Here is a 19,525-nt window from a genome sequence, read left to right as displayed (position 1 = left end):
AAGCCCCTAAACTTGATCTAATAAGAATATTTTACTAGTTGGTTGACCTGATACTTTAAAAGAAACCTTAAGCGCCGCAATTGTTACACTTTTTACTTTTATTGATTGTTTTTGTAGTGATTGCCACTTTAGTTTTGCACTTCCTTGATGGATATTAGAATTTAAAACATATTCGATCTTCAAATCACTAACATTATCTATTAACTCATATATTGCCGAGTCATCGGAGTTTTGTTTGACATACTCATATAAAGAGTAGATTTCTTGACCACTTTTATCTTTTTTACCACTATCTGCTACAAAGAAAACTTCTAGAATATACTTACCAACATAGTCACCGATCTTAAACTTATCTTCAACTCGTTTAGTAGTCGAAATAAAATCTAGTGTAACAGTACCAACTTTAACTAGCTCACACTCAAGAGCATTACACAAAACTAGATAATCATTAGCTTTAAGATCTTTCTCAGGTATCGTATCTTTTTGAAACTCATTTATTTTAAAAATATTATTTGACGAGTTAGTTTTCAAAGTTGAGTCTAAGCTACTTCTTTGAATCATCAGAAAATCTGTACCTGGTTGTACACAGTGAATACTTTCGTTTATATTCATATTTCTAAGATCTTCATCGTGTAATATCCGCTCTTTACATGCTTCAACTGAAAAACTTAGTCCCTTTGGCAGACCTTCTAACTCTTGAATTGGAGCTTTTCCAATGGTTATTATTCCCATTTTACCAAATATATCTCCAAAGTTATCCCCTGAGTTATCCACAAGCTGTTGATAGATATCACCATATTTAGTCGTAAATCCTGCATGACTGATCGCATTATAGAAAATTTGCTTAATCAAAAGCTGATTGGTATTTATCTTATGTTTGTCACTTAATTTGATATATTGCTCCTTCATATCAATATAAATACCAATAGACATTGCCATAACTATAGCTGCTATAACCATTGAAACCATTAGCTCTGGCAGTGTAAAGCCAGCATTTTTATTATTGCTCTTGACTATCATTTTGCTTTACCTCACGCTCAATAACCTTAACACGATCTGCAACACCAAGATGATCATCAATAGCTGCAATATTGACTACTTTGTATACTATATCAACATTGTTATCAGCAGCTTTTTTGGATTTTTTATCTACTTTTTCAACCATTTTTCTTACGTCAGTAACACTGAACGCTTTAAATCTATTCACAGCCTCTAGCTTTTCTTTAGGCTTAGCATCATTTTGTTTCTCTAACACAACTGATTTGATAAATTCTATACCATCTTTGGTTTTAGTATCATCAAAAACTCCAGTTAGACGATAAACACTTACTCTCTCATCAAGAATAGTTGCTATCTCATATTTTTTGTTCTCAAGAGTTATATTGACTAAGACACTATTTAGCAGCAGAAAACCTGAGGATAACACAAACAACAAAATCAAAGCGGCAAGGATTGACTCTATTATACCAAAGCCTGCCTGTGATTTTATCTTTTGTAAGAGCATCGAAACATTTTTGATTTAGTACTTATAAACTATGCTTCCTTGAACCTTCCAAAAGACATTAATTTATCATATCTTTTAGAATTTCTTTGTTCTACTGTCATGTCAGAAAGTATTTTTAGCTCTGTAGTTATAGCTTTTCTAATATTAGTAGCAGTAGTTTTATAATCACGGTGAGCTCCACCTAGTGGCTCAGGAATTACTTCATCAACTATTTTTAATTCTTTAAGACGCCCTGAGGTGATATTCATCATTTGTGTAACCTCAGATGCTTTCTCAGCTGTTTTATGCAGAATTGAAGCACATCCTTCAGGTGAAATAGTTGCAAAATAGCTATACTGCAGCATCAGTAGTCTATCACCAACACCTATACCTAAAGCTCCACCAGAACAGCCTTCACCAATTACGATACATACAACAGGAACTTTTAGAGAACTCATCTCTAATAGATTTCTTGCAATAGCTTCACTTTGACCACGCTCTTCTGCTTTGATACCAGGGTAAGCACCTGGAGTATCAATAAAAGTTACAACTGGCATATTAAATTTCTCTGCTAGTTTCATAAGTCTTAAAGCCTTACGGTATCCTTCGGGATGCATCATACCAAAATTGTGTTTTATTTTACTCTTGGTATCACGACCTTTTTCCTGACCAATAACCATAACTGGCTTATTGTTTAATTTTGCCAAACCACCGATAACAGCTAAGTCATCACCGAAAGTTCTATCACCATGCAATTCTTGGAAATCCATAAAAATTAATGGTAATAAATCTTTAAAATATGGTCTATCAGGATGGCGTGATAACTGTACTACTTGCCAATCTGTAAGTTTAGAGTAAATAGATTTCATCAGCTCAAGTCTTTTCTTACTTAGCTTTTTAATTTCGGCTTCTGTTTTTTCATCTTCAAATACATGTGATAAAGATGTGATTTTATCTTCGATTTCTTTTATTTTTGACTCAAAGTCTAAATAATTCATTTATTTTCTCCTTTCAAATACAAATCAATTCATAAAAAATAGCTACGTGATATTTTAAAGTATTTTAGCAAAATAAAAAAGTGACAACGACTGATTTTGAAAGTTTGTTATGCTAAACATTTATAGATATAATCATTACTACAAATAAGATTATACAATTTAACTATTATGCAAGGTACTTCTAATCACACCCCGATGATACAGCAATATTTAAAAATTAAATCACAATACCAAGATATATTATTATTTTACCGTATGGGTGATTTTTATGAGCTTTTTTTTGATGATGCTAAAAAAGCCGTAGAACTTTTAGATATCACTCTGACTTCTCGTGGTAAGTCAAATGGTGAATCAATTCCAATGGCTGGGGTACCATATCATGCTGCTGAAGCTTATATTGCAAAAATTGTTAAAAAAGGTCTATCGATTGCTATATGTGAGCAAACTAGCGATCCAAATACATCAAAAGGCCCTGTTGAGAGACAAGTTACACGCATTATAACTCCAGCGACAGTTACTGAAGAAGCTTTTTTAGACAGTAATCAAGATAGTATTCTTGTAAGTATTTTTGTCAAAAAAAATAAATACAATTTAGCATACACTAGCTATACTCAAGGAAAAATTTATCTAGTTAAAACACTAACTAGTCTAAATGAGCTAAAAAATGCCGTTCTTAAACTATCGCCTCAAGAAATTATTACCAACTCTCGTGAGCTTGCTCAACAAAATCCTTTTAAGATACCAATTAAAGCTTTAGAAGAATGGTGTTATAGTAATTTTGAGGCAAAAAAATATATTAACAACTCTTTTGATAATAATATTGCTAATAATATTCTCAATCTTTATAAAAGTGAACAGCTAACAACTATTGGCTCAATACTTAGCTATCTTGCAAATATTCTCAAGGATACTCCTAGACATATCACTAATATCAGTTATGAACAAGAACAAGATATCATTAACATAGATATAAACAGTCGTATAAATCTTGAGTTAGATAATAACTCAAAAAGTAGTTTGCTCGGCATAATTAGCAAATGTAAGACTAGTCTTGGTAGTCGTTTACTAAAAAGGTATTTCAGCAATCCAACAAGGAATTTAAATATTTTATCTACTCGCCATAGTGTTATAAATAGCTTAAGTAAAAATCAGTATTTTTTAAAAATTCAAGATGTACTTAACTATATCAGTGATATTGAAAGAATAATCTCACGAGTTGCACTTGGAACTGTAAAGCCTAAAGATCTTGTCGCACTACACGACTCTCTTGAGCAATTACCAACACTCAAAAAACTCTTGAACGACAAAAATACTCAAGAGATTAAGAATATCAATAGACGTATCCATCAGCTTGATGAACTTGTCGCACTTTTAAAGAAAGCTATAGTTGAAACCCCACCAGCAACTATTCGTGATGGTGGCGTCATTAAAGATGGTTTTGATAAAGAACTAGACGAACTAAAAAACATAAAAGATAACTCTTATGATTTTTTAGTTAAATTTGAAGAGTTACAAAAACAAAAAACTGGTATAAGCACACTCAAAGTTGGTTACAACCGTGTCCATGGCTACTATATAGAATTATCAAAACAGCATGCTGATAAAATCCCGACTGAGTACGTCAGACGCCAAACTCTAAAAGCTAGTGAACGCTATATCACTGAAGAGCTAAAAAACTTTGAAGATAAAGTACTTTCATCAAAAGAGAAAGCTTTAGCCCGTGAAAAAATAATCTATGATGCACTATTAAAGAAAGTTCTAGAATATTATAAGCAAATACAAGAAACTGCCGCAAGTATTGCGGAAATAGATGTCTTAGCAAATTTTGCTGAAAGAGCCATTAAACTTAAACTTAGTCAGCCTAAGTTTAATAACTTAGCAAAATTAGAACTTAAACAAGTTCGTCACCTAGCTATTGAACAGAATATTGATGAGCAATTTATCCCTAATGATACATTACTAAGCAAAGATACCAATACCTTACAAATAATCACCGGTCCAAATATGGGGGGTAAATCGACATATATGCGTCAGGTTGCACAACTAATATTCTTAGCTTACATCGGCTCATTTGTACCGGCAAGTTACGCAGATATTTGTGACATTGATACTATTTACACAAGGATTGGTGCATCTGATGATATATCTAGCGGCAGATCAACTTTTATGGTTGAAATGACTGAAACAGCCTATATCCTCAACAATGCTAGTGCTAAATCGCTAGTAATAATGGATGAGATAGGTCGTGGCACAAGCACTTTTGATGGTCTGGCTTTAGCTAAGGCATGTGCAGAGAAATTTGCCAAAATAGGTGCATTTACTTTGTTTGCAACACATTATTTTGAGCTCACAGAATTAGCCAAACAATATTCAAATGTATGCAATATCCACTTTGAAGCAAAAGAATATAAGGATAATATCTACTTTATGCACAAAGCCGTTGCAGGAGCGGCTAAAAAATCCTATGGCATCCAAGTAGCTAAACTTGCTGGAATATCTCAAGATGTTCTAGAGTCAGCAAAGCAAAATTTATATAATCTCGAAAAAAAACAGCAACTAACAGAACCAACCCAAATCCAACCCCAACTTGAGTTAGAACCAACCACTAAAAAAAATATTTTACAACAAAAACTTGATGCCATCGATATCAACACAATAACACCTTTAGAAGCATTAAATATTCTCTTTGATCTAAAAAAAACGCTAATTTAGTTATATAAACCTTTTTCAATTTGCTATAATTTCCCAAAACTATAAAACTTTATAAAAATCTTAGGAAAATCATGCAGAATAATGAAATCCGACCATCTTTCTTAATCCAGAAAGTATATACAAAAGATGTTTCTTTTGAAACTATTAACTCACCTGCTTGTTTTAAAGAACAGTGGAATCCTGATTCTGATTTCAACATTGACATAAATACCACAAAAATAAATGATGAAAATTTCGAACTAGATTTAACTATTACTGTAACTACAAAGAACAACGATACTAATGCTTATATAGCTGAAGTTACTCAATCTGGAATATTTACAATTACAGGCATGACAGCAGAACAAATTTATTCTGTACTTAATACATATTGTACAAATACTCTTTTTCCTTATGCCAAAAGAATAATTGACTCCTCAATAATCAAAGGAGGTTTCTTACCTCTTAATCTTGCGCCAATCAACTTTGATGCAATATATCTACAAAATAAAACTCAGCAATCACAACAATCCACACATTAAGTAAGATTAAATAACCTATGCATCATTCACAAAATAGTTTTATTAAAATTTTAGGATCTATAATGATTATTGTAGGTACCATGATTGGCGGCGGCATATTAGCTCTACCAATAATTACCGCTAAGCTTGGTTTTGTAATAGGTTCCATGCTCATATTCATAGTTTGGAGCATAATGACCTACACCGCGGTAGTTATATCAGATATCTCATGCTCGATGCCTTATGGCAGTAGCTTCAAAACCATAGCAGAGCAATATCTTGGTAAACCAGGTGGAGTTGTTGCAAGTATTGCTTTTTTGATATTAATGTATTTCATAAGTACTGCATATATCTCTGCAGCGGCATCTTCATTATCAACATCATTCCCAAGTCTTGATGAAAAACAATCATCTTTAATCTTTGTGATTATCTTTGGTAGTATTGTGGTCTTAGGGACTAGGTTTGTTGACTATGCTAATAGATTTTTTATAATCCTTAAGATCTTAGTTTTAGTAATTTTGTGTGTAGTTTTTAACAGATATATTGATGTTCCTAATCTTTTTGTAGCTCCTGTTGACCTTGAAATATCACTGGTAATAGCTATTCCTGTTTTTACAACATCTTTTACTTCACATATTATAGTACCGGCATTGTCTGACTATCTTGGTAAAAATGCTAAAGACATGAAGCATATTGTTATAATAGGTAGTATTATCCCATTAATCCTATATTTAGTATGGGTGGTAACTATTTTAGGTGTATTACCCCTACATGGCCAAGTAAGCTTTATGGATTCAATTTTCAATAATATCCCAGTAGATAAAGCTAATATCGGCGATATCCTAAAAATGCTAGGTAGTAAAGTAAGAACTCCAACGACAGATGCTGTATTACATATTTTTACTTATGTAGCGATTATGACATCATTCTTAAGCATAAACTTATCTCTATTTCATTTTAATTTAGATACTTATAAATTATATAAAACTAAAAAAATTGTAGGTTACTCAATAGCAGCAGTACTAACCTTTGCTATACCACTAATAATAAACCAAATGGATCCAGACATCTTTATTTATGCAATGACTTGTGTTGGTTTATTAATTGCTGTTTTGTTAATTATTATGCCAGCACTTATGGCATTTAAGATAAATAGCCTCGGTGAGAATTTCAATTACAAGATATCAACTTATAAAAGTCTATGGCTAATTTCACTAGTTTCTGGTTTAATAGTTATATTATGCGTTGTTGCTTAAAACCTAAGTATGACTAACCTAGAATATATCAGTAATTTCCTTGATAATTTATTTTATCTCAAACACTACTCTCAAGAAACTATCAATAACTACCAAAGAGATTTATTAAAACTAAATCAATCTCTTAATGATAAAAATATTACTAGCTTAACTAGTAATGATATATTGATATGGATAAAGAAGCTACACGCTAAAGGTAACTCTCCTAAGACACTTCAGCGTAAAATTAGTTCGGTGAGAAGCTTTTTTAATTTTCTAATAAATAGCAAAATAATATCACAAAATCCAGCTAGTGGTATCAAAGCACCTAAAAGTAGTAAAAGACTACCTAAAGCAGTTAATACAGATGAACTGGCATATCTACTAGATATAAATCCAAACAATGATATTGAAGCTCGTGATATTGCCTGCTTTGATCTGTTATACAGCTGTGGCATTAGACTGAGTGAATTGTCGTCAATTGAGCTAAAAGATATCAGTATCTCACAAAAAAGTATCCGTGTTACAGGCAAAGGCAACAAACAGCGTATTGTATACTTTGGTCCTAAAACCCTAAGTAACCTCAATAGATGGCTCAAAATCAGAGATACCCTTAAACCAAGCTGTTATTATCTATTTATTTCTCGTGATGGTAAACATTTAACAAATAGATCAATCCAAAAGCGCCTTGAAATATTTGCTGAGAAATATGCTAGCCGCCATATTCACCCACATATGCTACGTCATTCTTTTGCTAGTCATGTACTTGACTCATCTAAAGATCTGCTAGCTGTAAAAGATTTATTAGGTCATGCTGATATTTCTAGTACACAGATATATACTCATTTAAACTTTCAACAATTAGCAAGTGTTTTTGATAAAGCACATCCTCGAGCAAAGAAAAAGTAATGCAGATAAATATTTCTAACTTAGATGTAAAAAATCATCTTGATAAGCTTATAGAAGATACACTAGAGTATAAGCTTTGCCAGCAACATAAATACCTGTATCTCGAAAATGATAATCTAAAACTTCATTATGATAATAATGAATTATTTATAGATTTCAATGATAGTGAAACCTTAAATAGAATAAACCCTAAAGCTAAGAAATGTAGTGTTGTACAGGCAGTTGAAGGCCGCTCTAAAGCTAAGCTTACTATACTTGATACTACAGCAGGATTAGGTATGGATACTGTTACATTAGCTGCTAGAGGTCATACGCTAATAACTCTAGAAAAAGATCCATATCTCTATCTGCTGCTAAAAGATGCTTTGCAAAGAGCTCAACAAATAGATTATCTGAAAGAGATTGTCATTAAAATAACCTTAATCAATATAGATAGTAATCATTATATGCTTACAACTGATAAATCATTTGATTGTGTATATGTCGACCCAATGTTTCCACCTCGTAAAAAAAGTGCTAAAGTCAAACAAGGCATGCAAATACTCCATCAAGTCGCATTTAATGATGAGATATCTAACACCAATTTATTAGATAACATTATACAAGGACGAATAACCAAAAAAGCTGTAGTCAAAAGACCTATAAATGCCAAGTTTCTCAGTAACAAGAAGCCAAGCTCTCAGCTTAAAGGTAAGACTAATAGATTTGATATTTATAGTCTATAAAAATATTAAACACTTCTTTTAAAATTAGTAGATTGAGCAAAGAAAACCCAGTCGAACAAAAAACAACAACTTGCTTCTTTAAAACACAATAATCTTTATTTTAGATAACGAAAATTACCAAGCAACGACAACCCAAGCAACTAATCAACCATAAGAGTACTTAAAGTTAAAATTATCTAACCAGCTAATCATGAGAGCCGCTTTGTGCATAATGATAAATTAGCAACAATACTAGAGTCTACTTCAATCAACCGAAATCCAGGTCCAGTAACAATTGCAGTTCGAGGTAGAATAAAAGATAATAAAATTATTAACTATAATGATTCCGAATTTTGTAGAAAGCGAGTACTATAGGTAAATAAATTTAATCTAAGAACTCTTTTGATTAGAGCTAATTTTATATATACTTAATACAATTAGCACTTTGAGAATTTAATAATGTCAAAATTTTATAAAAATGTCTTTAGCGTTATAGCTTGCATATTGAGTTTTTTATCTCTTGCTAAAGCAGCTGATACAAAAGTCTATTCTTGGCGAGATGAGAATGGTAATGTGGTATTTTCAGAAGAAAAACCTAGTGATGAGGTTGATTATAAAATTATTGAAGTAGGTCAGCCTACTGTTATTGATACTAAAACTCAGCAAAATCCTACTAATGATAAACCAGTTAAAATAAACCAATCTGACGTAGCAAAACTAGCAACATCAGAGTTAGCAGAGAAAAACAAAGAAGTTCTTGAAGAAGGCCAAAATGCTGATTTCAACGTTGAGATTACCTCACCTGCTAATTATGCTAACATTTTTACTAAAGAAGGTAAAATTGCTATATCAACCAATCCTCATATAGCTAGCAATGATAGTCCAACATTTATAATAAATGGTTCAGCTATTCCAGCAACCTATGAGGATGGACAGTGGAAAATAGCTAGACCTGCTCCTGGTGAGAATAAACTTAGTATCTCTGGGCGCACTACTCAAGGTAATGAAATAAAATCAACTAACCAAGTAACTTTTTATATCAAAAATGGCTGGTTACAGCAAGCTAAAAATACTGGCAACTATCGTGGCAATTAACAAACACTATTTATCTAAATCTGAATAATTGAATTTTTGATACGGTCTTTCGAACCTTGGAGCCAATTTTATAACTTACCCATTCACATTCAATTAACTAATTTCTAACAATTACTAGCTAGTCTTCACTATCCCAATTAACTTCTATAAATTTCTCTGGACTTTTATCTTTGAGATGATTTAAATTAGGACAGCTTGTAGTATGTATAACCACACCTTTTGAAACACTCATATATCCTTGAATTTGATCCGGATAAACAGGATGACAACACTTAGCCATCTCATATTTCATACCATCAAAGCCTGAAACTAAGACTTTTGGAGTTTTTGCTTTTACCGTTATTGGTTTATTTCTTTTCTTGATTAGTTTTTCTTCTGCTGAATACGTGTCAATAATATAGTTAACAACACTATTAGCCTTTAAGCTACCACCCTCAATTGCTGCAAAAAGACTATCACTAGTTTTCATATTAAACTTAGCAGCAACTTCAACGAAGTCAACCTCTTTAAGATCATAGCCTCTTAGCTCTTTTAGAAGCCGATCTTTTCCTAAAACTATATTATCTTCTTTGTTCTGCTCATTAAACCATTTAGTTACTCTTGATCTATTACGCGCAGAATATAAATAGCCTAAATTTTCTGACGCCCAATCTTTACTTGGATTAGGCTCTTTACCTGTTAGAATTTCGACTTTATCACCAGTTTTTAGCTTAGTTGTTAACGGTACTATCTTACCATTTAGTTTAGCACCTTTAGTACGATGACCGACCATCGTATGTACTGAGTAAGCAAAATCTAGAACTGTTGAACCTTCAGATAAATCTATTAGTTCATTTACTGGCGTAAATACATAAAGCCTCTTATTAAGCTCTTTAGTTATTTCACTATCATCTTCATTAATCTCTCTCTCCCACTCAAGAAGAGATCTTAACCAAGCAACCCTAGCTTCATAAGAAGCATCAAATTTAACACCTTCTTTATAGCGCCAATGTGCCGCAAAACCTAACTCAGATTCCTCATGCATTTGCTGTGTTCTAATTTGAACCTCAATATTCTGCTCACCAACTTTAACAACTGTGTGTATTGATTTGTAGCCATTTGGTTTAGGATGGGCGATATAGTCACTAAACTCTTCTGGTATTGGTAAGTATAAGTTATTAACCTCAGCAAGTACTTTATAGCATTCATCTAAATTATTTGTTATAACTCTAACAGCAGTAATATCATATAAATCATCAAGTTCTTGATAACCTTTATTCTTAAATTTCTTGTAGATACTATATATATGTTTAACTCTACCTTGAATACCTGCATGTAAATTATATTTCTTAAGTGTTGTTTTTAAATCTTGTATTACTTGAAGTAAGAAATCTTCACGCTGTTTTCGCGTAGCACCTAGGCTTTTAGCTATTCGTTTGTATTCATCTTGTTCTAAAAAGAAAAATGCTCTATCTTCGAGCTCCCATTTGATAGCACCTAGGCCAAGTCTATTTGCTAGTGGCGCATAGATATCTAATGTTTCTCTAGCAATAACTAGTTGGGCATTACTACTTAAAGATTTTAGATGACGAATTGTACATAGTTTGTCGACAATTTTTACCAGAACAATTCTAACATCCTCAATGATTGTCAGCAGCATTTTCCTAAATGTATCAATTTGCTCTAAGGAGATGTTATCTGAACGATACATCCTAATAGCTGACATTTTACGCGTACCTTGTAAAATCTTAAGTACTGTTTGATTAGTTGCCTGCTCGATATTTTCATCAGATATATCGCCAAAATTATACAGCTCATAAAGAATACCTGCAGAAACAGATTCTTCATCTGCTCTAATTTTGAAAAGTACATACGCCATCTCAATAGCATATAAAAATGAGCTAATACCTGTAGGATGGCGCACAGATTCAGCACTTTTACTCTTAAGAAGCTCTAAAGCTGCAGCTATAATCTCAAACTTATCACTAGTATAAAAACTTTTAAGCTCAGATATCAAAAGATTATCTTTTATTTGACCATCACTACCTAGAAGTTTAGAGTCAATAACTTGCATAATTACCCACTTTTTTGTAAAAAATACAAAGTCAGTCTATAAGCCGGGTTCTGTAATAGACAGTCATTTATCTAGGCTTACTGTCACCAGTAAGCTCAAGCGACCTACCCTGACACGATGCGAGCAACATCACAGTGACACTATTTGGTCTTGCTTTAGATGGGGTTTACAATGCCATTGAGTGTTACCACCAATGCGGTACGCTCTTACCGCACCTTTTCACCCTTACCTTACTAAAAATAAGGCGGTATATTTTCTGTTGCACTTTCCGTAGGCTCACGCCTCCCAGACGTTATCTGGCATCTTGCTCTGTAAAGCCCGGACTTTCCTCACTCAATTACAAGCGCGACTGTCCGACTGACTTTGCATTTATTAGCTTTCTCTAATTTTAGCTAACTCAATATTATTATTAGATTTTACCGAATTATATTCTTCCTGCAAAGCACATATCTTTGCATTATATTGTTTTTTTAGTTTGATAACTTCAAACTCAAGATCCATTCTGTCATTATTAAGTTTTAAACGGTAGTTATTGTATTCTTCTTGCAGACGTGTCCTATCATATCTAACTGTTTGAACCAATTTAAAAAGCTCAATCATATCACTAGGGAATTGCTTAAGCTTATCTATACTAAACTCCTCAACACTAGGGCTCTTACTATACTCATCGCCTACTAAATCATCATTAGCAAAAGATTTCTTATTAATATCAAAATTAGGTTTCTTCATAGAAAATAATCAAAGATTTGAAAGTTAACAAAATTATATATGAGGTAATCTACCAAAGGCTACTAATAATTGCAATACAATAATACCTAGACCACTAAATAATATCAAAGATAAATATAGCTTACTAAGGATATCATTTTTACCTTGCTTAGTTCTTATAGCCCAAACCATCATTGCAGGCTGCACGATCAGTAATACTGAAACAAAGATACTAGCATAGCCTAAAGCAGCTATAAAACTATTTACAAAATATATAGCAAAAATAAGTGGTGGTAATAGCGTTATCACTAAAGTTAGCAATTTTTTCCTGATATCCAAGCTATAAAGATCCCTATTAAAAGAGAATAAGGCTAAAGCAACACCTAAAAAAGATGTAATAATCGCAAAGTTCTCAAAAAGTCTTATAAAAACTAATGGACCATTTTGATCTAAACCTTGATAAGCTTCTGCTAGAGTCTTGCCTTCATTACTCAACGCTATAAAACCATTATCCCCATATAGACTTACTGTTCCAAGTGTAGCTACAACCCATACTAAATAAACAAGTAATGGCGCTAATGCTCCAATAGCCACTGTTTTTTTGAAAACTACATCATTCCCAAAGTAGTTTCTAATTGCTGGGATAACAATATGAAAACCAAATGATGTAACAAGTATTGGAATAGCAAACCAAACATACTCTACCCCTAGAGCTTTATTTTCTAGTATAGGTGCACGAATTTGTGGAGCAACAAAAGCAATAAATAAAACAAAAGCTAGTATTTTTAGACTTAAGAATAGTTCATTAACACTAAATACTACTTTGATACCTTTATATAAAAAAAAACCAAAAATTAAACAAAATAGCATCTTTGCTAAGCTAGCATTTTCTAGGTTTAACCAACCAAGTATATAAGTTTGAAAAAGCTGCCCGCCCATAAAAATATAAGCTGTAAGTAAAGAATATAATAATAGTAGATAAAATAATAGATTTAATACTTTACCAGGTTTACCTAATATACTGTGCGCGATCGAGTCCATATCTGTACCTAAAGGCTGGGAAACATTTGCCTCAACAATTAATAAAGCTGTTGCATACATAATTATCCAAACAAGAAATAAAGCTGCCGCTGCATAATTAAACCCAACTGCAGCTACCGCAAAAGGAATCCCAAGCATGCCTGCGCCAATAGCTGTTCCGGCTATAATAGCTATAGCACCAATTTGCTTAACTTTTGAGACTTGTTTCATTGTTTAACCTTTGAGCACTTTTTTCAAAAAACAATAAATTATACCAATTTTAATAATTTAATGTAAACAAACATCAACAATCTACTAACATCAAAAAATACTTCCAATGATGTAATTAGATACAAATTTAAGCCAAACCACAAAACTAATCTTCATCTAAAATTTCTAGCTTAATTTAAAGAGCAAATAGATACAAACTTATCTAATATTTTATGAATATTCAAAGAAAAGCTATTCTAAATCTTTTTATAGTTACCATATTTTGGGGAGCAACATTTCCCTTAATCAAAATCTCACTTGCGTATATTCCGCCTGAGCTTTTTGTGGCTATTAGGCTTAGTTTATCGTACCTATTATTCTTGCCTTTAGTCTTGAAAGCTAAATTAATAGCAAAATCTATTTGCTAAAAGTTGGTGTCATATTTAGCTCATTTGAAGGTATGAGTTTTTTATTTACAAACTCAGTGACTATATACAGTTTCTTCAAGTGTGTTAGCTTTAAAAACTGCTTTGAATATAGTTATAATTCCTTTTATTTGGTAGTCTTTTCAAGGTTGATCGCCTTAGTATATGGCAATAGCATCTTGCGTCTCATTATTAGGGATCTATGCCCTATCTGGTGCGAGTTTTTACAACTTTACTATTGGCTACTTTTAATCAGTGCTATGTGCCTTGATGTATGCTGTATCAGTTGTGTATCTAAGCTATGAAACTATAAAAGATCATCGTAGTGAAGCTTTAAAAGATTTACGTTTACTAAATAATACTACAGGTAGCCTTTAGTATACCTATACCACTAATTACTGATATATCATCTTTTTATATACTTACATTTTAATTACATACTAGTAATTGCGATCACATTCTCTCAATCTCGACCATTATATCAAAAGCATTTAAGGATGTCACAAGTTGCTATCATTTTCTCTTTTGAGCCTGTTTTTGCAACAATCTTTGGAAAATTAATTAATGATTAGAAAATTTATCTATCGACAATAATTGGTGGTGCATTAATACTTACAAGTTACTTTATTGGTAATAGGGAAAGACAATCCTAAGCCCTAGGATCGAAATTCATTTTTTCTTGCATCTGCATGTAGAACTCTCTTTTCTCATCAGTATCTGCAAGAGGTAGCTTAACATCATAAACAATATAAAAATCACCATCACCAAGACCTTTACCTTTGATACGCATTTTACGCCCTGATTGGCTTCCTTCTGGTACTTTTATTTTTTTCTTACCATAGGGAGTATCTATTTCTAATGATGCGCCAAGAGCTGCTTCCCATGGTGCAATATTAATATGTTCATAAATATCATTACCATCAACGTTATAATTTTTATGATCTACTACTTCTATTTTGATATAAAGATCACCTGTTTGAGCATTTGCACCTATACCTGCACTACCCTTACCTTTAACACGAAGTTTCTTACCATTACCAATCGCTGGCGGTATTTTAACATCAACACTTTGATGCTGCATTGTCGGCATACCATTAACACCTACTTCTTGATAACTATATGAAACTGTTCTCTTACTACCCTTGATCGCATCTTCAACATTTAGACGTAATGATATATTTATATCCTCACCTTTTCTTGCTCTTGGATGACCACCAGTAAAACCTCTAGCGCCAGCACCACCAAAAAGATCGCTGAAGATATCACCAAGATCCTCAAAATTAAAACTATTAGATCCACCACCAAAGCCACCACTAGCTCCGCTAAAGCCTCCTTGCTGGACTTTATCCCAGTTTTCTCCGTAGCTATCATAAAGTGCTCTTTTTTCTTTATCGCCCAAAACATCATACGCTGTCTGGATTTCTTTAAATTTTTCTTCAGCACCTTTTTCTTTATTAACATCAGGGTGATATTTTTTTGCTAATCTTCTATACGCTTTTTTTATATCTGCTTCTGATGCATCTCTACTCACCCCTAGTAAAGAATAATAATCTACCATACCTAAAACTCCTAAATACTACTGTAATAATAATATCTATACTAAATATAAACTACTTGATTAATGTTATAAAATTTATGCTATTAGATGTAAGGATTAATTGGCAAAAAACAAGTAATATAGCTAAATTATGAAAGATTTATACAAAAAACAACCTTATCAATGAATCTGTCAAGAGATTATTTAAGGCTAACAATTTTATATATAAGTCCTGCTAATATTGCCCAGATATAGTTAAAGACGATATTCATAGTAAAGATTTCAGCGCCAGCATTTGAAGCAAAAAACCTTGTACTGCTATGGCATTTTAACTAAAAATTAAATAAAATAACTACTAAAGTTATAATTGAACTTTTAATAAAAATATTCTTAATGGTAGTGTAAATAGGATAGCCCAAACCCAACCCCATATCAATTAAACGATATAATGTATACTTAAACTGATCATTAAATTCAATACCATGCTGACGAATAAGAGTAAAATATAATATGCAAGCACTAATTAAACCAGCTATAAAACCAACAAAAGTTTTATTCAAATTTCTCATCGAAATTTACTCCTTTCTTTAGGATAAACATAAAACTCATAGCAACTATACAACGTCGTCCATAAAACTAATAATGTATAACAATCCTAGAATAAGTACTATACTAGGAAATAAAATCATTATGATAAAATCATATAAATGTTTCAGCTCTCTCAATCAAGCCAGGACTATAGTAAAAACTGTTTATTGATTCTTTTTGACTGAAAATACTAACTAACAAAAAACTACTAATAAAAAACTATAGACATTATCATTTTAAAAACCAACCCATGCTATTTATAGCTAATTAATGAAAATAGTAATAATAAAACTCTACACAAAGTGATCAGATAATATATCAAGCATTGTATCAAAACATGAACTAGATTTTGTAGCCTTGCCAGACTACCATCTAACACATCTATAATAACCCGATATTAAAAGGAAAACCATAGCCTTAACCATGGTGGGTATAAAACTAAAACAGCACTTATTAAACCTGTTATAAAAGATAGTATAAGTAAGGTATTTGCTCTTATATTTAGAGCAGGCAACAGAATTGCAGCTTTATTAACAAATAACCTATGAAACTAGGGCCTAATTATTTTGTTCTATCACGTCTATTTTGGTTGTAATAACTTATAAGTGAATCTTATCATTGCTCCATATATAATGTGAAGTACTAATAATTATTGGAGCCATCATACCAAGTTTTAATCCAAATAAACCTTCTCCACTCATTAGCATAGATATACACATCATAAGTAGCTAAGCTATTATACCAAAAGATATACCCTTAACAACTGGAGAATTAGGTAATTTATTATATTAAAATAAAAAATGCTATACCTCAGTTCCTATTATAAAATGGATTATCCACCCGATGATAGGATTAAGAGGCATTCCCAACATATCATGTGCCGTCATAGTTAAAGTCTTTATAGGGTTGAGTTTTCATAATGCCAGCTTTCATTTTTATAATTATGAATAGTGAAAGTGCTATAGTAGCGATAACCCCCGAAACCATAATTTTAAATAAGTTTTTTTATATTTAATTTTTACATTTTTATTTCTCCAACTTCTATATTTTATTACTAAACTAAATTTTTATTTATTTTTATATATTCCTCCAATTTCTTATTGTTCTTAAGTTAAACATTAGTAAAAAACGGATTACTTTTTTTAACCCTATCATTATTATTTAACTCACTTAGAGTTGGATATGCAACATGTGAGGTACACAACCATAATTAAGACGATCACTACCCATCTTGTTGCCTTCACACAAGAAAACTTTAGCACCCATTTGCACTTCACCAACTGCAACAAATCCTCCCGGCACCAATAATACAAATATCTGTCTTAATCATAACTAGTAAACCTTTTTATTAATTTTTATAGGGACAACTGATAATATTGTCAAAGCAACTATTGGTACAATAAATTGTGGTTCTCATATAATGCCTAGTTTAATCTCAGCACCCTGCTGGATTACATAGACAAAACTAGTTCCAACCCATACATAGAAAACACTACCAGTGATTATACCAATAAAATTTGCCCGTAAAAAATCTCTAAACTTGACCACCTACATGCCTGCGGTGATGTTTATAATAAAGAAAGGAAATATCGGAATTAACCTTAGCACTAGCAGATAATTAAAAACATTTTTGTCAAAACCACTACGTATTTTAGCTATACTTTCTTTAGTTTTAGTCTTTAGAGAATCCCCTAAAGCTATTCTTACCGCAAAGAAAACTATACTAACTCAACCGTAGCAGCAACCACAACAACAAAAGTCCTAACAGTAAACCAAATAATAATCCTCTAAGCAAGGACATAATAGTAGATCCTGGGATTGAAAGTATCACCACTACTGTATAAACGCATGATAAAACTATTATACTTGTCAAGAAGTGACTATTAGCAAAAATTATAATACTTTGATAATTTTCAGGGCATTTAACGATAAATAATTTGCCCACCAAAGCTACAAAATGCTACAATACAATAATTAAATGCTATAGGCAAAAATTTATAAGACTTACTATTAACCATAATTTGAAGTATTTTACTTTAAAGGCATAATATACTCATGCTAAAAAAAACTCATCAAATTTATTTAGCTGCGCTAAGTAAAAATACCTATAAAACTATATTTTATGCTCAAGAAATACAAACGCCTATTGGTAGTCTAATTGCAATTGCTGATACTAGTTATTTATATGCTTGTTTTTTTATCAGTAATTCAAGTACCTTTTCAATAGAAAAGTTGCTAAAAATTTATACTGCAAATATAATTTTTAAAGCTAATAGCATAACAATGCAAACAGCAGATCAATTATACAGATATTTTAAAAGAGAGCTAAGAGATTTCTCAATTCCACTACAACTAACAGGTACTAGTTTTCAAAAACAAGTTTGGCAACAATTAATAAAAATCCCTTACGGTGAGACTATCAGCTATCTTGAAGAAGCTAGAGAAATTGGCAAACCAACAGCTTTTAGAACTGTAGCTAATGCAAATGGTAAAAATCTTTTGCCAATAATTATCCCTTGTCACCGAGCAATAAGTACAAACGGTAAACTTGGTGGTTATAATGGTGGATTAGATAAAAAAGAGTTTTTGCTGAAGTTCGAATCAAATACTTAGAATGCTAAGATAATCATAATTTCAAAAATCAATGTTATGGCAAAATATACTTCGTCTAAATAAGATACTAATGCCTGTGGTATGTTTTAGAAGCAGATAGTTAATAATACAACATAACTCTTAAATGTGCTACTAAAGTAAAATATGGTCATGATGGATATGTACTTATTGGTTTTCTGATAAAAAAAGAGAATAATTATAGATATATATAAATGCTGTAAAAGATCTTAACAAAGCAGCTGCTGAAATTTTATCAAATTAATTTTCTAACGTTGAAATTTTAAATTTTCTAACGTCATCAAGCCGTAGGCATTGCAGTGTCTACACTTCATAATTGATTCATTTAAGTCAAGTAAAATATACTTTTAGTGTTCTAAAATCTGAAAAAATTGATAAACTTTTATTGAGCCTTAAAGGCTTGTATGGTCTTGTTTAAAAAGCTATTAAAGGGATAGTTTTGAATTTAATTATCACTATATAACAAAATAAAAAAATATAAATGATCTTTTTTACTTTGTGAATCACAAAATTCTTTTTATATGTAACCAAATCCATATAAGCGAAGAGGTATTGCAATAATTATATTATCCACTACCACAAGTATCATAGCGTACTGGAAGACATTTTTAACATGTGAAAAGCTAGGTGGAAATAAACCAAGTATAAAACCTAACATACACATAAATATAGCAAGGTATTGTAAGGGAATTCTATATAGTTGACTAATTTTGTATT

At 31.7% G+C, this 19,525-nt stretch carries 15 protein-coding genes, 1 other RNA gene and 5 pseudogenes; 8 read left to right on the top strand and 13 right to left on the bottom strand.

All coding sequences use genetic code 11. From position 1 onward, the window contains the following. Positions 1 to 6: 6 nt before the first annotated feature. Genes FSC845_RS03330 through FSC845_RS03320 form a run of 3 tightly spaced genes read right to left on the bottom strand, consistent with a single transcriptional unit; the run spans position 7 to position 2,481 of the window. Positions 7 to 1,020, bottom strand: coding sequence for a PilW family protein (locus FSC845_RS03330; RefSeq protein ID WP_064460722.1), 1,014 nt, complete (start codon positions 1,018 to 1,020; stop codon positions 7 to 9). Then, on the bottom strand, positions 1,001 to 1,504 hold the full coding sequence (locus FSC845_RS03325) for a type IV pilus modification PilV family protein (protein ID WP_064460721.1): 504 nt from the start codon (positions 1,502 to 1,504) through the stop codon (positions 1,001 to 1,003). Before FSC845_RS03325 ends, FSC845_RS03330 begins: the two co-directional genes overlap by 20 nt. 29 nt (positions 1,505 to 1,533) lie before the next feature. Next, entirely contained in the window at positions 1,534 to 2,481 is a 948-nt protein-coding gene (locus tag FSC845_RS03320) for an acetyl-CoA carboxylase carboxyltransferase subunit alpha (RefSeq protein WP_064460720.1), read from the bottom strand. A gap of 168 nt (positions 2,482 to 2,649) precedes the next feature. Here FSC845_RS03320 and mutS point away from each other — a divergent pair, with 168 nt between their 5' ends. The 6 genes from mutS (at position 2,650) to FSC845_RS03290 (ending at position 9,636) form a co-directional block, all read left to right on the top strand. Beyond that, on the top strand, positions 2,650 to 5,193 hold the full coding sequence (gene mutS, locus FSC845_RS03315) for a DNA mismatch repair protein MutS (protein WP_064460719.1): 2,544 nt from the start codon (positions 2,650 to 2,652) through the stop codon (positions 5,191 to 5,193). 71 nt (positions 5,194 to 5,264) lie between these two features. Continuing rightward, positions 5,265 to 5,714 (top strand): protein-export chaperone SecB, encoded by a 450-nt coding sequence (gene secB / locus FSC845_RS03310; protein ID WP_064460718.1) that lies wholly within the window; start codon positions 5,265 to 5,267, stop codon positions 5,712 to 5,714. A 17-nt stretch (positions 5,715 to 5,731) separates the two neighbouring features. After that, complete coding sequence (locus tag FSC845_RS03305; RefSeq protein ID WP_064460717.1) at positions 5,732 to 6,949, top strand: amino acid permease; 1,218 nt, start codon at positions 5,732 to 5,734, stop codon at positions 6,947 to 6,949. 9 nt (positions 6,950 to 6,958) lie between these two features. Continuing rightward, entirely contained in the window at positions 6,959 to 7,837 is an 879-nt protein-coding gene (locus FSC845_RS03300; RefSeq protein WP_064460716.1) for a tyrosine-type recombinase/integrase, read from the top strand. Further along, positions 7,837 to 8,562: a class I SAM-dependent methyltransferase gene (locus tag FSC845_RS03295; protein WP_082343459.1), complete on the top strand. Its 726-nt coding sequence runs from the start codon at positions 7,837 to 7,839 to the stop codon at positions 8,560 to 8,562. The genes FSC845_RS03300 and FSC845_RS03295 overlap by 1 nt, the downstream gene beginning before the upstream one ends. Positions 8,563 to 9,000: 438 nt before the next feature. Beyond that, positions 9,001 to 9,636, top strand: coding sequence for a DUF4124 domain-containing protein (locus FSC845_RS03290; protein WP_064460715.1), 636 nt, complete (start codon positions 9,001 to 9,003; stop codon positions 9,634 to 9,636). Between the two features lie 118 nt (positions 9,637 to 9,754). Here FSC845_RS03290 and FSC845_RS03285 read toward each other — a convergent pair whose 3' ends face one another. The 4 genes from FSC845_RS03285 to FSC845_RS03270 form a co-directional block, all read right to left on the bottom strand. Next, the gene (locus FSC845_RS03285) at positions 9,755 to 11,689 is read right to left on the bottom strand and encodes a RelA/SpoT family protein (RefSeq protein ID WP_064461718.1); all 1,935 of its coding nucleotides are present in this window, start codon (positions 11,687 to 11,689) and stop codon (positions 9,755 to 9,757) included. Positions 11,690 to 11,712: 23 nt separating this feature from the next. Further along, positions 11,713 to 12,054: RNase P RNA component class A (rnpB, locus tag FSC845_RS03280), an RNA gene on the bottom strand. Positions 12,055 to 12,061: 7 nt separating this feature from the next. Beyond that, positions 12,062 to 12,418, bottom strand: a complete 357-nt coding sequence (locus tag FSC845_RS03275; RefSeq protein WP_064460714.1) for a hypothetical protein — start codon at positions 12,416 to 12,418, stop codon at positions 12,062 to 12,064. A gap of 33 nt (positions 12,419 to 12,451) precedes the next feature. After that, positions 12,452 to 13,648, bottom strand: coding sequence for an amino acid permease (locus FSC845_RS03270; protein ID WP_064460713.1), 1,197 nt, complete (start codon positions 13,646 to 13,648; stop codon positions 12,452 to 12,454). A gap of 212 nt (positions 13,649 to 13,860) precedes the next feature. On the opposite strand from FSC845_RS03270, the pseudogene FSC845_RS03265 reads away from it, so the two are divergent. After that, a pseudogene (locus tag FSC845_RS03265) lies at positions 13,861 to 14,705 on the top strand (DMT family transporter). Here FSC845_RS03265 and FSC845_RS03260 read toward each other — a convergent pair. From FSC845_RS03260 to FSC845_RS03250, 5 genes and pseudogenes are all read right to left on the bottom strand, one after another. Further along, a complete protein-coding gene (locus tag FSC845_RS03260; RefSeq protein WP_064460712.1) occupies positions 14,702 to 15,610 on the bottom strand; it encodes a DnaJ C-terminal domain-containing protein in 909 nt (302 codons plus the stop codon). The pseudogene FSC845_RS03265 and the gene FSC845_RS03260 overlap by 4 nt on opposite strands. 311 nt (positions 15,611 to 15,921) lie before the next feature. Next, complete coding sequence (locus FSC845_RS08745) at positions 15,922 to 16,158, bottom strand: hypothetical protein (protein ID WP_227806639.1); 237 nt, start codon at positions 16,156 to 16,158, stop codon at positions 15,922 to 15,924. Beyond that, positions 16,155 to 16,697 (bottom strand): annotated as a pseudogene (locus FSC845_RS09620) (CDP-alcohol phosphatidyltransferase family protein). The gene FSC845_RS08745 and the pseudogene FSC845_RS09620 overlap by 4 nt, the downstream one beginning before the upstream one ends. Before the next feature lie 674 nt (positions 16,698 to 17,371). Then, positions 17,372 to 17,507, bottom strand: a pseudogene (locus FSC845_RS07790) (dihydrolipoyl dehydrogenase family protein); the annotation flags it as partial. Positions 17,508 to 17,509: 2 nt separating this feature from the next. Next, a pseudogene (locus FSC845_RS03250) lies at positions 17,510 to 18,195 on the bottom strand (TVP38/TMEM64 family protein). A 37-nt stretch (positions 18,196 to 18,232) separates the two neighbouring features. Here FSC845_RS03250 and FSC845_RS03245 point away from each other — a divergent pair. Next, positions 18,233 to 18,790, top strand: a complete 558-nt coding sequence (locus FSC845_RS03245; protein WP_064460711.1) for a methylated-DNA--[protein]-cysteine S-methyltransferase — start codon at positions 18,233 to 18,235, stop codon at positions 18,788 to 18,790. Between the two features lie 521 nt (positions 18,791 to 19,311). On the opposite strand, the pseudogene FSC845_RS08740 reads toward FSC845_RS03245, so the two are convergent. Beyond that, positions 19,312 to 19,484: pseudogene (locus FSC845_RS08740) on the bottom strand (APC family permease); the annotation flags it as partial. Positions 19,485 to 19,525: the final 41 nt, after the last annotated feature.

Origin of the sequence: Francisella persica ATCC VR-331 (assembly GCF_001653955.1) — a bacterium.
GTDB lineage: Bacteria > Pseudomonadota > Gammaproteobacteria > Francisellales > Francisellaceae > Francisella > Francisella persica.
Note: the sequence above shows the minus strand (reverse complement) of the source record. Positions and strands in the feature narration are given on the sequence as shown.

What these genes read in the sequence shown, in the direction of transcription:
- FSC845_RS03325 (WP_064460721.1), bottom strand. Translation starts at nt 1,504, where the DNA reads ATGCTCTTACAAAAGATAAAATCACAGGCAGGCTTTGGTATAATAGAG.
- FSC845_RS03290 (WP_064460715.1), top strand. Translation starts at nt 9,001, where the DNA reads ATGTCAAAATTTTATAAAAATGTCTTTAGCGTTATAGCTTGCATATTG.
- FSC845_RS08745 (WP_227806639.1), bottom strand. Translation starts at nt 16,158, where the DNA reads ATGAGAAATTTGAATAAAACTTTTGTTGGTTTTATAGCTGGTTTAATT.
- FSC845_RS03275 (WP_064460714.1), bottom strand. Translation starts at nt 12,418, where the DNA reads ATGAAGAAACCTAATTTTGATATTAATAAGAAATCTTTTGCTAATGAT.
- secB (WP_064460718.1), top strand. Translation starts at nt 5,265, where the DNA reads ATGCAGAATAATGAAATCCGACCATCTTTCTTAATCCAGAAAGTATAT.
- mutS (WP_064460719.1), top strand. Translation starts at nt 2,650, where the DNA reads ATGCAAGGTACTTCTAATCACACCCCGATGATACAGCAATATTTAAAA.
- FSC845_RS03295 (WP_082343459.1), top strand. Translation starts at nt 7,837, where the DNA reads ATGCAGATAAATATTTCTAACTTAGATGTAAAAAATCATCTTGATAAG.
- FSC845_RS03270 (WP_064460713.1), bottom strand. Translation starts at nt 13,648, where the DNA reads ATGAAACAAGTCTCAAAAGTTAAGCAAATTGGTGCTATAGCTATTATA.
- FSC845_RS03305 (WP_064460717.1), top strand. Translation starts at nt 5,732, where the DNA reads ATGCATCATTCACAAAATAGTTTTATTAAAATTTTAGGATCTATAATG.
- FSC845_RS03300 (WP_064460716.1), top strand. Translation starts at nt 6,959, where the DNA reads ATGACTAACCTAGAATATATCAGTAATTTCCTTGATAATTTATTTTAT.
- FSC845_RS03320 (WP_064460720.1), bottom strand. Translation starts at nt 2,481, where the DNA reads ATGAATTATTTAGACTTTGAGTCAAAAATAAAAGAAATCGAAGATAAA.
- FSC845_RS03245 (WP_064460711.1), top strand. Translation starts at nt 18,233, where the DNA reads ATGCTAAAAAAAACTCATCAAATTTATTTAGCTGCGCTAAGTAAAAAT.
- FSC845_RS03260 (WP_064460712.1), bottom strand. Translation starts at nt 15,610, where the DNA reads ATGGTAGATTATTATTCTTTACTAGGGGTGAGTAGAGATGCATCAGAA.
- FSC845_RS03285 (WP_064461718.1), bottom strand. Translation starts at nt 11,689, where the DNA reads ATGCAAGTTATTGACTCTAAACTTCTAGGTAGTGATGGTCAAATAAAA.
- FSC845_RS03330 (WP_064460722.1), bottom strand. Translation starts at nt 1,020, where the DNA reads ATGATAGTCAAGAGCAATAATAAAAATGCTGGCTTTACACTGCCAGAG.